This is a genomic window from Kitasatospora sp. NPDC018058 (assembly GCF_044327205.1).
In the GTDB taxonomy this organism is placed as follows: Bacteria; Actinomycetota; Actinomycetes; order Streptomycetales; family Streptomycetaceae; genus Kitasatospora.
Genome location: NZ_JBIRFA010000026.1, coordinates 28,333 through 41,952 on the forward strand (window position 1 = coordinate 28,333; position 13,620 = coordinate 41,952).

Genomic DNA, 13,620 nt, shown 5'->3' on the forward strand with positions numbered 1-13,620 from the left:
CGCGCTGCGCGAGCAGGCCGCCCTGCTACTCGGCCGCCTCGCCGCGCACCCGGAGCTGACGGTCCGCGACCTCGGCCACTCGCTCGCCACCACCCGCACGCTGCTCGACCACCGGGCCGCCGTGCTCGCCGCCGACCGCGCCGAGCTGACGCAGGGCCTGCACGCCCTCGTCGACGGTCGGGCCGTGCCGCAGCTCGTCCAGGGCTCGGCCCTGGGCGGGAGGACCGCCTTCCTCTTCCCCGGCCAGGGCTCGCAGCGCCCCGGCGCCGGGCGGGAGCTGTACGCCGCCCACCCGGTGTTCGCCGACGCGCTGGACGCCGTCCTCGCGGGCTTCGAAGGACGGCTGGCCGGGCCGCTGCGCCCGGTGCTGTTCGCGGAGGAGGGGTCGGCGGAGGCTGCGCTGCTGGACGACACGGGGTATGCGCAGCCGGCGCTGTTCGCGCTGGAGGTGGCGCTGTTCCGGCTGGTGGAGTCGTGGGGTCTGCGGCCCGATTTCGTGGTCGGGCACTCGATCGGTGAGATCGCGGCGGCGCATGTGGCGGGGGTGTTCTCGCTGGAGGACGCCTGCGCGCTGGTGGCCGCTCGTGCCCGGCTGATGTCCGAACTGCCGGGCGGTGGAGCGATGGTGTCCGTCGAGGCGACGGAGGCGGAGGTGCTGCCGCTGCTGACGGACGGCGTCTCGATCGCCGCCGTCAACGGCCCGCGCGCCGTCGTCCTCTCCGGGGACGCGGACGCCGTCGAACGCATCGCCGCCGGATTCGCGGCCGACGGACGCAGGACTAGGCGTTTGCGGGTGAGCCATGCGTTTCACTCCGTACACATGGACGCCATGCTCGACGACTTCGAGCGGACCGCCCGGGGCATCGCCTACGCCGCCCCGCGCATCCCGCTCGTGTCCAACCTGACCGGCGACGTCGTCACCGGTGACACCGGGGCGGAGTACGGGGCGCAGTACTGGGTGCGCCACGTCCGCGAGGCCGTCCGCTTCGCCGACGGCGTCGCCGCCCTCACCGCCCGCGGCGTGCGCCGCCACCTCGAACTCGGCCCGGACGGCGTGTTGTCCGCCCTCGTCCAGGCCAACACCGGGGAGGACGCCGACCCGGCCCGCCCGGTGGTCACCGCCACCGCGCTGCGCCACGGCCGCGACGAGCGCACGACCCTGCTCGCCGCCGTCGCCCGCCTGCACACCGACGGGCTCGCGCCGGACTGGTCCGCCGTCTTCGCCGGCACCGGCGCCCGCCGGGTCGACCTGCCCACCTACCCGTTCCAGCGGCAGCGCTACTGGCCGGAGCAGTCGGTGACCCCGGTGGCGTCCCCGGACGGGGAGTTCTGGACGGCGCTGCGCACCGCGTCCTTCGACGCGCTCGCCGGCACCCTGGACGTCGACGGCGACGCCCTCGCCCAGGTGCTCCCGGCGCTGCGCGACTGGCACGACCGGCGCGAGGAGCAGGCCGCCGTGGACGCCCGCCGCCGGCGGATCGTCTGGAAGCCGCTCGACCGGCCCCGCGCCGCGGCCCCGGCCGGTACCTGGCTCGCCGTCGTACCGGCCGGCCACGGTGACGCGGCCTGGACGGACGTCGTCCTCGCCGCGCTCGGCGCGGACGCCGTCCGGCTGACCGTCGAGGCCGACACCGACCGTGTCGGCCTCGCCAAGCAGCTCGCCGAACTCCCGTACGCGGCCGAGGAGATCACCGCAGTGGTGTCCCTCCTGGCGCTCGACGAGTCGGCGGACGGCAGCGTCCCCGCCGGGCTCGCCCGCACCGCCGCCCTGGTGCAGGCCCTCGGCGACGCCCGGATCGGCGCACCCCTGTGGTGCCTCACCCGGGACGCCGTCGCGGCCGCCCCCGGCGACCGCGTCACCGGCGTGGCCCAGGCGGCCGTCTGGGGCCTCGGCCGGGTCGCCGCGCTCGAACTCCCGCAGCGCTGGGGCGGCCTGATCGACCTGCCCGCGAGCCTCGACCGGGGCACCGGTGCCCTGCTGGCCGCCGTCCTCGCCGACCCGGACGGGGAGGACCAGCTGGCCGTCCGGCCCACCGGGGTCCTCGGCCGGCGCCTGGCCGCCACGCCCGGCGGCTCGACGGCCAGTGGTTCTCCGGCCGCTGACCAGTCGCAGTGGGACCCGACCGACACCGTCCTGATCACCGGCGGCACCGGCGCGCTCGGCGCCGAGGTCGCCCGCGGCCTCGCCGCCGCCGGCGCGCGGCACCTCGTGCTGCTGAGCCGTCGAGGCCTGGACGCTCCCGGGGCAGCCGAGCTCCGCGAGGAACTCGCCGCCACCGGCGCCGCCATCACCGTCGCGGCCTGCGACGCGGGCGATCGGGAGGCGCTCGCCGCCGTCCTGGCCGCCGTGCCCGCGGAGCACCCGCTGACCGCCGTCGTCCACGCCGCCGGCGTGCTCGACGACGGCGTCATCGACGGCCTCACCCCCGGCCGCTTCGAGGACGTCTACCGCGCCAAGGCCACCTCGGCCCTCCTGCTCGACGAGCTGACCAGGGACCACGACCTCGCCGTCTTCGCCCTGTTCTCGTCCGCCTCCGCGGCCGTCGGCAACCCCGGCCAGGGCAACTACGCGGCCGCCAACGCCGTTCTCGACGCCCTCGCCGAGCGCCGTCGCGCCGACGGACTCGCCGCCACCTCCCTCTCGTGGGGCGCCTGGGCCGGCGGCGGCATGGCCGCCGACGCCCGGGCCGGCGAGGCCGCCCGCCGCACCGGCATCCGGCCGCTCGACCCGGCCGTCGCGGTCGCCGCGCTGCGCCGCGCCGTCCTCGACACCGCGCCGACCACCCTGGTCGCCGACGTCGACCCGGAGCGCTTCGTCCGGGCCTTCACCGCCGTCCGCCCGAGCCGACTGCTCGCCGAACTCCCCGGCTACGCCGACCCGCAGGGCCCCGGCGGGGACAACGCCAACGGCCGCGAGCTGCGCGCCGAACTGGCCGCGCTCAACCCGGCCCGCCGCTCCGCCGCCCTCCTCGGGCTGGTGCGCGGCCGCGCGGCCGAGGTGCTCGGACTGCCCGGCATCGAGGCCGTCGGCCCCGAGAAGGCCTTCCGCGACCTCGGGTTCGACTCGCTCGGCGCGATCGAGCTGCGCAACCGGCTCGGCGCCGCCACCGGCCTCGACCTGTCCCCGACGCTGGTCTTCGACCACCCGAGCCCGACCGAGCTCGCCGGGCACCTGCTCGGCCTGCTGGCCGGTGACGGGGAGGCCGTGGAATCCGCGGAACCCGAGCGCGCCCGCCTGCGGGCGCTCGTCGAGTCCGTCCCGCTGGACCGACTGCGGCGCAGCGGCGTCCTGGACGCGCTGCTGAGGCTCGCCGACGGCGCGCCCGCCCAGGAGGCCGAGGACACCGACGCGATCGACGCGATGGACCTGGACGACCTGGTGCAGGCCGCCCTGCGCAACGACCCCGACCACGCCCAGGACTGACGGAGCAGAGATGACCACGCCCCACGACAAAGTAGTCGCCGCTCTCCGGTCCTCGATGAAGGAGACCGAACGGCTGCGCAAGCAGAACCGGCAGCTCCTGGCCGCGGCCGCCGAACCCGTCGCCGTCATCGGCATGGGCTGCCGCTACCCCGGCGGCGTCGCCTCGCCCGAGGACCTCTGGGACCTCGTGGCGGGCGGCACCGACGCCACCGGCGGCTACCCGGCCGACCGCGGCTGGGACCTCGGCGCCCTGGCGGACGCCGGCGTCGACGAGCGCGGCACCCGCGTCTCGCGGCGCGGCGGCTTCCTCGACTCGGTGTCCGGCTTCGACGCCGACTTCTTCGGCATCTCGCCCCGCGAGGCCGTCTCCACCGACCCTCAGCAGCGCCTGCTGCTGGAGACCTCGTGGGAGGCCTTCGAGCGGGCGGGCCTGGACCCGACGGCGCTGCGCGGCAGCCGCACCGGCGTCTTCCTCGGCACCAACGGCCAGGACTACGCGTACCTACTGGTGCGCTCCCTGGCCGACGCCACCGGCGACATCGGCACCGGCATCGCCGCCTCGGCGCTCTCCGGCCGCCTCTCCTACACCCTCGGGCTGGAGGGCCCGGCGGTGACGGTCGACACCGCCTGCTCGTCCTCGCTGGTCGCCCTGCACTGGGCGGTCCAGGCGCTGCGGGCCGGCGAGTGCATGCTCGCCGTCGCGGGCGGCGTCAACGTGATGGCGACGCCCGGCTCGCTGATGGAGTTCTCGCGGCAGGGCGGACTGGCCTCGGACGGGCGCTGCAAGGCGTTCGCCGACGGGGCCGACGGGACGGGCTGGGCCGAAGGCGTCGGCGTGCTGGTGCTGGAGCGGCTCTCGGACGCCCGCCGCAACGGGCACCGCGTCCTCGCGGTCGTCCGGGGCTCGGCGGTGAACCAGGACGGCGCGTCCAACGGCTTCACCGCGCCCAACGGCCCCTCGCAGCAGCGGGTGATCCGCCAGGCGCTCGCCAACGCCGGGCTGACGGCCGCCGACGTCGACGCCGTCGAGGGCCACGGGACGGGCACGCCGCTCGGCGACCCGATCGAGGCCCAGGCACTCCTCGCCACCTATGGGCAGGGGCGGGACGACGGCCGGCCGCTGTGGCTGGGCTCGGTCAAGTCCAACTTCGGCCACGCCCAGGCGGCGGCCGGGGTCGCGGGCGTCATCAAGATGGTGGAGGCGATGCGGGCGGGCGTGCTGCCGAAGACGCTGTACGCGGACACGCCGTCCTCGCGCGTGGACTGGTCGGCGGGCGCGGTGCGGCTGCTGACGGAGGCGCGCGAGTGGCCAGGGGACGAGCGGCCCCGCCGGGCGGGGGTGTCCTCGTTCGGGATCAGCGGGACGAACGCGCACGTGATCGTCGAGCAGGCTCCGACGGAGGATGCTGCTGGGGCGGATCTCTCGGTCGTGCCGGGCGTGGTGCCGTGGGTGGTCTCGGCGAAGTCGGAGGCCGCGCTGGACGCGCAGGTGGAGCGGCTCACCGGGGTCGGGGGCTCGCTGATGGACGTAGGACTGTCGCTGGCGGGGCGGTCGCGGTTTCGGCACCGGGCGGTGCTGGTGGACGGGGCCGAGGTTGCGCGCGGGGTGGCGGGGGAGCGGTCGACGGCGTTCCTGTTCTCCGGCCAGGGGTCGCAGCGGCTGGGGATGGGGCGGGAGTTGTATGCCCGGTTCCCGGTGTTCGCGGAGGCGTTCGATGCGGTGTGTGCGGAGTGGGATCCGGCTCTGCGTGAGGTGATGTGGGGTTCGGATGCGGAGCTGATGAGCCGGACGGAGTTCGCCCAGGCCGGGTTGTTCGCGGTCGAGGTGGCGCTGTTCCGGCTGCTTGAATCGCTTGGCGTGGAGCCGGAGTTCGTGGCCGGGCACTCGATCGGTGAGATCGTGGCGGCGCATGTGGCCGGGGTGTTCTCGCTGGAGGATGCCTGCGCGCTGGTGGCTGCTCGTGGCCGGCTGATGCAGGCGCTGCCGGAGGGCGGCGCGATGCTGGCGGTGCAGGCGTCGGAGGACGAAGTCCTGCCGCTGCTTGACGACTTCGTGTCGATCGCGGCCGTCAACGGCCCGTCGTCCGTGGTCGTGTCCGGTACGGAGGAGGCCGTCGCGGCGATCGAGGAGCACTTCGCCGACCGCAAGACCACGCGGCTGAAGGTCTCGCACGCCTTCCACTCCCCGCTGATGGATCCGATGCTGGAGGACTTCCGTGAGGTCCTCAAAGGGCTGACGTACAGCGCGCCTTCGATCCCGCTGGTCTCCAACCTCACCGGTGAACTCGGCGACGAGGACCTCCGCACCCCCGACTACTGGGTGCGCCACGTCCGCGAGGCCGTCCGCTTCGCCGACGGCATCCGCACCCTGCGTGAGGCCGGTGCGACCGCCTTCATCGAGCTCGGCCCGGACGGCGTCCTCGCCGCCCTCGCCCAGCAGGACTCGGACGCCCCCGCCCTCCCGCTGCTGCGCCGGGACCGGCCCGAGGAGCACACCCTCGTCACCGCGCTGGCCCGGCTGCACGTCGCCGGCGTGCCGGTCGACTGGGCGCGGCTCTTCGACGGCACCGGCGCCCACCGCGTCGACCTGCCCACCTACGCCTTCCAGCACGAGCACTACTGGCCGCGCCCCGCCCGCCGCATCGGCGACGTCGCCTCCGCCGGTCTGCTGGCAGCGGACCACCCGCTGCTCGGGGCGGCCGTGCCGCTCGCGGGTACGGACAACGTCGTTTTCACCGGTCGGCTCTCGCCCGGCATGGCGGCGGCCTGGGACGGCGACGCGGACGTCTTTCCGGCGGCCGGCTTCCTGGAGCTGGCGATCCGGGTCGGCGACCACGTCGGCTGCGACCGGGTCGAGCGGCTCGCCGTCACCCGACCGCTCGCCCTCGGCGGTGCGGGTGGCGGCACGATGGTCCAGGTCCGGGCAGGCGCGCCGGACGAGTCGGGTACGCGGACGGTGACCTTCTTCTCGCGCCCCGACGGCGGGCTCGACGAGCCCTGGACCGAGCACGCCACCGGGGTGCTGGCCACGGGAGCGCGCGCCGCCGACTTCGACGCGGCGGCCTGGCCGCCGACCGGCGCGGTCGCGGACGGCGCCGGCGTCTGGCGGCGCGGCGAGGAGACCTTCGTCGAGGCCGAGCTCCCGGCCGAATTGGCAGGCTCGGCGGCCGGGTTCGGTCTGCACCCGGCGTTGCTGACCGCCGTCCTGCGGGCGGACGACCGCAGGCTCGTGCCGGTGGCGTGGTCCGGGGTGTCGCTGCACGCCACGGGTGCCACGGTGGCGCGGGCTCGGCTGGCGCGGACGGGCGCGGACACGCTGTCGCTGGTCCTCGCCGACGCGGCGGGCGAGCTCGTGCTGTCGGCGGAGTCCGTGGAGGTGGGCGAGCCGGCCGCTGCTTCCCGTGGGGCGAACGGGTCGCTGCTGCGGCTGGAGTGGGTCGCGGCTGCGCCCGCCCGGCCGGTGGGTGTCCGGTCCATGACGCTGGGCGTGGAGATCGCGGAGCTGTCGGAGCTCGGCGACGAGGTGCCCGGCGCTGTGGTGGTCCCGGTGGCGGGTGGTTCGACGCCGGAGGCCGTGCACGAGGTGACGGCGTGGGCGCTGGGCCTGGTGCAGGAGTGGCTGGCCGAACCGCGCTTCGCGGACGCGCGCCTCGTGTTCGTCACGCGGGGTGCCCTGGCGGCCGGCGAGGTGTCCGACCTCGCCGGCGCTGCCGTGTGGGGCCTGGTGCGGGCGGCCGAGTCGGAGAACCCGGGCCGGTTCGCCCTCGTGGACGCGGACGGTGAGCTGCCGCTGGACGCAGTGCTGGCGACCGGCGAGTCGCAGGTGCTGGTCCGCGAGGGTGCCGTGCGCGTCGGTCGACTGACCCGCGCTGCGGGCGGCGGGTCATCCGCGGGCTGGGGCGAGGGCACGGTCGTCGTCACGGGCGGCACCGGCGGCCTCGGCCGGCTCGTCGCGCGCCACCTGGTGGCGGGACACGGCGTCCGGAACCTGCTGTTGCTGAGCCGCCGCGGTGGCGTCGGCGCGTGGCTGGAGGAACTGCGCGCGCTGGGCGCCGACGTCGAGGTGGTGGCCTGTGACGCCGCCGACCGGGAGGCCCTCATGGAGGCGCTGCACGGCCGGACGGTCACGGGCGTCGTGCACGCGGCCGGTGTGCTGGACGACGGCGTCGTGAGCGCACTGACGCCCGAGCGATTCGCCGCCGTACTGCGCCCCAAGGTGGACGCGGCGTGGAACCTGCACGAGCTGACCAAGGACCAGGACCTCAAGGCCTTCGTCCTCTTCTCGTCGATATCCGGTGTGTTGGGCAGCGCCGGTCAGGGCAACTACGCGGCGGCGAACGTCTACCTCGACGCGCTGGCGCACTGGCGCCGCCACCAGGGCCTGCCCGCCCAGTCCCTGGGCTGGGGTGCGTGGGTGCCGACGGCCGGTATGACGGGGACGCTCTCCGGGACCGATCTGCACCGGATCCGCTCCTCCGGCGTCCCGCCCCTGACCGAGGAGGACGGTCTCGCGCTGCTCGACGCCGCCATGGCCGTCGACGAGCCCTACCTGGTTGCGGCGGGCCGCATGGCCGCCGGCGCCCGCCCCCGCGGCGAGGTGCCGACGATGTTCCGTGCCCTCCTGCCCGTCGGGCGCCGTACGGCCGTGAGCACCACGGGCACGGGCGCCGCGCTCGCCGCCCGTCTCCTCGAACTGCGCGAGGGCGACCGCCTGCGTCACCTCGTCGACCTCGTCCGCGCGGAGGCGGCCGGCGTCCTCGGCCACGCCTCGGGCCGAGCCGTCGACCCCGGACGGGAGTTCCGGGACCTCGGCTTCGACTCCCTCACCGCGATCGAGCTGCGCAACCGCCTCGCCGACGTCACCGGGCTCCGGCTCCCGGCGACCATGGTCTTCGACTACCCGACCCCGCACGCCCTCGCCGCGCACCTCCTCGGGGAACTCCTCGGCGAAGAAGACGACGTGGTGGCCCCGGCAGCCGCCACCCGCGCCGATACCGGGGATCCGATCGCGATCGTCGGCATGGCCTGCCGCCTGCCCGGCGGAGTGCGGACCCCCGAGGACCTCTGGCGGCTCCTGAGCGAGGGCCGCGACGGCATCACCGAGTTCCCGACCGACCGCGGCTGGGACCTCGACGCGCTCTTCGGCACCGGCCACGGGGTGAGCGCCACCCGCCAGGGCGGCTTCCTCGCCGGTCTCGGGGACTTCGACGCGGGCTTCTTCGGCATCTCGCCGCGCGAGGCCCTCGCGATGGACCCGCAGCAGCGGCTCCTGCTGGAGACGTCCTGGGAGGCCTTCGAGCGGGCGGGTATCGACCCGACCGCGCTGCGCGGCAGCCGGACGGGCGTCTTCGTCGGCACGACGGGCCAGGACTACGCCTCGCTGGTGATGAACTCCCGGGAGGAGGTGGAGGGCCACGCGAGCACCGGGCTGGCCAACAGCGTGATCTCGGGCCGGGTGTCCTACTGCTTCGGACTGGAGGGCCCGGCGCTCACGATCGACACCGCCTGTTCCTCCTCGCTGGTGGCGATGCACCTGGCCGCGCAGTCCCTCAACAGTGGCGAGTGCACGCTGGCCCTGGCCGGTGGCGTGACCGTCCTGTCCACACCGATGAGCTTCCTCGGCTTCACCCGCCAGGGCGGGCTCGCTCCGGACGCGCGCTGCAAGGCGTTCGCGGACGGTGCGGACGGCACGGGGTGGTCGGAGGGCGCCGGCGTGCTGGTGCTGGAGCGGCTCTCGGACGCCCGCCGCAACGGGCACCCGGTGCTGGCCGTCGTGCGCGGCAGCGCCGTCAACCAGGACGGCGCGTCGAACGGCCTGACGGCCCCCAACGGTCCGTCCCAGCAGCGCGTGATCCGCCAGGCACTGGCCAACGCGGGGCTGTCGGCCGGTGAGGTGGACGCCGTCGAGGCGCACGGCACGGGCACGACCCTCGGCGACCCGATCGAGGCCCAGGCCCTCCTCGCGACCTACGGGCAGGACCGCGAAATCCCCTTGCTCCTCGGCTCGGTGAAGTCCAACCTCGGGCACACCCAGGCGGCGGCCGGGGTCGCGGGCGTCATCAAGATGGTGGAGGCCATGCGGGAGGGAGTGCTGCCGAAGACGCTGTACGTCGACGCGCCGTCCTCGCACGTCGACTGGTCGGCGGGCGCGGTGGAACTCCTGACGGCGGCGCGTGCCTGGCCGGAGTCCGGACACCCGCGACGGGCCGGGGTCTCGTCGTTCGGGATCAGCGGGACGAACGCCCACGTGATCGTCGAGCAGGCGCCCGTGGTGGACCAGGCCGAGGAGCCGGGCATCGCGCCGGGCGTCGTGCCGTGGGTGGTCTCGGGAGCGTCGGAGGTCGCGCTGGACGCGCAACTGGCCGGGCTCGCCGACCTGGACGGCTCGCCGGTGGACGTCGGGCTGTCGCTGGCGGGGCGGTCGCGGTTCGGGCACCGGGCGGTGCTGCTGGACGGCGCCGAGGTGGCGCGTGGTGCGGCGGGAGAGCGCCGGCTCGCGCTGCTGTTCTCCGGGCAGGGCTCGCAACGGCTGGGGATGGGGCGGGAGTTGTATGCCCGGTTCCCGGTGTTCGCGGAGGCGTTCGACGCGGTGTGTGCGGCGATGGACGTGCCCTTGCGCGATGTGGTCTGGGGCTCTGACAAGGAGCTGATCAACCAGACCGCGTACGCCCAGGCCGGATTGTTCGCCGTCGAGGTGGCGCTCTACCGGCTCGTCGAATCGCTGGGCGTGCGAGCCGAGTTCGTAGCCGGGCACTCGATCGGTGAGATCGCGGCGGCGCATGTGGCCGGGGTGTTCTCGCTGGCGGACGCCTGCACGCTGGTCGGTGCTCGTGGCCGTCTGATGCAGGCGCTGCCGGAAGGCGGCGCGATGCTCGCCGTGCAGGCCACGGAGGACGAAGTTCGGCAACTGCTCGACGAGTTCGCGTCGATCGCCGCCGTCAACGGCCCGTCGTCCGTGGTCGTCTCGGGCGCGGAGGAGGCGGTCGCGGCGATCGAGACGCACTTCGCCGACCGCAAGACGACGCGGCTGGGGGTCTCGCACGCGTTCCACTCGCCGTTGATGGACCCGATGCTGGAGGACTTCCGTGAGGTCCTGAACGGGCTGACGTACCAGGCCCCTTCGATCCCACTGGTCTCCAACCTCACCGGCGCCCTGGGCGCGGACTGCACCACCCCCGACTACTGGGTGCGTCACGTCCGCGAGGCCGTCCGCTTCGCCGACGGGATCCGCACCCTCGACGCGGCCGGCGCGACGGACTACCTGGAGCTCGGCCCCGGCGGCGTGCTCACCGCCCTCGCCGAGCAGAACCTCGACGCGGGCGCCGGCCGCATCGCGGCCCCCGCGTTGCGCCCCGACCGGCCGGAGGAAGGCGTCCTGCTGACGGCGCTCGCCCGCCTCCACGTCGTCGGCGTGCCCGTCGACTGGGCCCGGCTCTTCGACGGGACCGGCGCCCGGCGCGTCGACCTGCCGACGTACGCCTTCCAGCACGAGCGCTACTGGCCGGCCCAGGCCGCGCACACGGGCGACGTGACCGGCGCGGGCCTGCGGCCCGCCGAGCACCCGCTGCTGGGCGCGGTGGTCACCCCGGCCGACTCGGGCAGCGTGCTGCTGACCGGCCGGCTGTCACTGAAGGCGCAGCCGTGGCTGGGCGACCACCGGGTGGGCGGCGCGGCCGTCTTCCCGGCGACCGGCTTCCTGGAGCTGGCCGTCCGGGCCGCCGACCAGGTGGGCTGCGACCGGGTCGAGCGGCTGACGCTCGCCGAGCCGCTCGCGCTGCCCGAGGACGGCGCCGTCGTCGTCCAATTGGTGGTGGGCGCGCCGGACGAGGCCGGGACGCGTCCGCTGAGCTGCTACGCCCGGTCGGAGGACGCGGTGGACGGCCCGTGGACCTGCCACGCCACCGGCACGCTGGCCGTCGGCGAGCCGGAGGGCGGCTTCGACGCCTCGGCGTGGCCCCCGGCGGACGCGGTGGCCGTGGACCCGGAGTCCTGCCACGACCCGCTGGACCACGGCCCGGCGTTCCGCACGCTGCAGGCCGTGTGGCAGCGGGGCGACGAGGTGTTCGCGGAGGCCGTCCTGCCGGGCCGCGCCGAGGACGCGGCGCCGTACGGGCTGCACCCGGCGCTGCTGGAGGCGGCTGTTCAGATCGCCGCCCTGACCGGGGCGGACGACGGCGCACGCCTGGTGCCCACGGGCTGGCGCGACGTGGCGCCGCACGCGACCGGCGCGGCCGTCGTGCGGCTGCGGGTCGCGAGGGTGGGTGCGGACACGGTGACCGTCGAGGTCGCGGACGCGGCGGGCGGGCCCGTGCTGTCGGCGGGGTCGTTGACGCTGGCCGAGCCGTCCGCCGTGACCGAGCGGAGCGGCTTGGCCGGGGCGCTGCTGCGGCTCGACTGGGTGGACGTCCCGGCGCGGGCCGCCGGGCCCGTGCGGGCCGTCACCCTGGGCGAGGACGTGCCGTCGCTCGCCGACGTGACCGGCGAGGTGCCGGAGGTCGTGCTCGTGCCGGTGGCGGGTGGTTCGACGCCCGAGGACGTGCACGAGGTGACGGCGTGGGCGCTGGGTCTGGTGCAGGAGTGGCTGGCCGAGCCGCGGTTCGCGGATTCCCGCCTGGTGTTCACGACCCGGGGTGCGGTGCCGGGCGGTGAGGTCGCCGACCTCGTCGGCGGCGCGGTCTGGGGCCTGGTGCGGGCGGCCGAGGCGGAGAACCCGGGCCGGTTCGCCCTGCTCGACGTCGAGCGCGCGTCGGACGTGAAGACGGCGCTGCCCGTCGTCTGCGCTCAACTGGACCGCGGCGAATTCCAGTTCACCGCCCGTATCGGTGCCGTGCGGGTGGGCCGACTCGCCCGGGTGGCCGCCGGCGGGCCCTCGTTGGGCTGGGGTACGGGAACCGTGGTGATCACGGGTGGTACCGGCGGTCTGGGTCGGCTCGTCGCCCGGCACCTGGTGACCGAACACGGCGTGCGGGAGCTGCTGTTGCTGAGCCGTCGTGGGGGTGCGTCCGAGCTGGTGGACGAGCTGGCGGAGCTGGGTGCCCGAGCCGAGGTGGTGGCCTGCGACGCCGCCGACCGCGAGGCGCTCGCGCAGGCCCTGGACGGCCGGACGATCAGCGCAGTGGTGCACGCGGCCGGTGTGCTGGACGACGGTATCGTCACCGCGCTCACGCCTGAGCGCCTGTCGGCCGTCCTCCGACCGAAGGTGGACGCGGCGTGGAACCTCCACGAGCTGACCAAGGACCAGGACCTCAAGGCCTTCGTCCTGTTCTCCTCCATCTCGGGCGTCATGGGCAGCGCCGGCCAGGGCAACTACGCGGCGGCCAACGTCTACCTCGACGCGCTCGCCATCTGGCGCCGCCAACAGGGCCTGCCCGCCCAGTCCCTGGGCTGGGGCGCCTGGATGCCCACCGCCGGCATGACCGGGACCCTCTCCGAAGCCGACCTGCGCCGCATCCACGCCACCGGCGTCCCGCCCCTGACCGAGGACCAGGGCCTCGCCCTGCTCGACGCCGCCATGGGACTCGACGAGCCCTACCTCGTCCCCATCGGCCGCGCCTCCGGCCCGGCCAGGATGCCTGGCACCGTGCCCGCGCTGCTGCGCGGACTCGTCCGCGGCGCCCGCCGCGCGGCCGAGTCCACCGGCGGCCGCACCGGAGCGGTGGCCGCGCTCGCCGCCCGCCTGACCGAGCTGCGCGAGACCGACCGGCTGCGCCACGTCGTCGACCTCGTCCGCACCGAGGCGGCGGCCGTCCTCGGCCACGCCTCGCCGCAGGCCGTCGCCGCCGACCGCGACTTCCACGACCTCGGCATCGACTCCCTCACCGCCCTGGAGCTGCGCAACCGCCTCACCGCCGTCACCGGCCTGCGCCTGCCCGCGACCCTGGTCTTCGACCACCCCACGTCCGCCGTCCTCGCCGCGCACCTGCTCGGCGTACTCCTGGACGAGCAGGACGCGGCGGACGGCGCCGCGCTGTTCGGTCAACTCGACCGCCTGGACGCGGCCCTGGCCGATGCGGACACCGACGAGGCGACCCGCAACGCGGTTTCGCTCCGGCTGCGCCGAATGCTGGAGAAATTGCGAAACCAGGACGCGCAGAATGCCGAGGACGCCATTGCGGAGCGGCTCGAAGCAGCGAGCGCGGACGAGGTCCTGGCCTTCATCGACAACGAGCTCGGCCGTCTGAGCGACCGCTGACCGA

General features: G+C 75.4%; 2 protein-coding genes (1 of these 2 only partly in view). Both read left to right on the forward strand.

Annotated features, from left to right (window positions below):
• A protein-coding gene (locus tag ACH4E7_RS30400; protein WP_396252367.1) for a type I polyketide synthase crosses the window boundary here: on the forward strand, positions 1 to 3,424 show its end. The gene continues 24,521 nt to the left of window position 1, outside the view; the window shows 3,424 of its 27,945 coding nt (coding positions 24,522-27,945); its start codon lies off the left edge, out of view; its stop codon occupies positions 3,422 to 3,424.
• Positions 3,425 to 3,434: 10 nt separating this feature from the next.
• Entirely contained in the window at positions 3,435 to 13,616 is a 10,182-nt protein-coding gene (locus tag ACH4E7_RS30405; protein ID WP_396252347.1) for an SDR family NAD(P)-dependent oxidoreductase, read from the forward strand.
• The last annotated feature ends 4 nt before the right edge of the window (positions 13,617 to 13,620 follow it).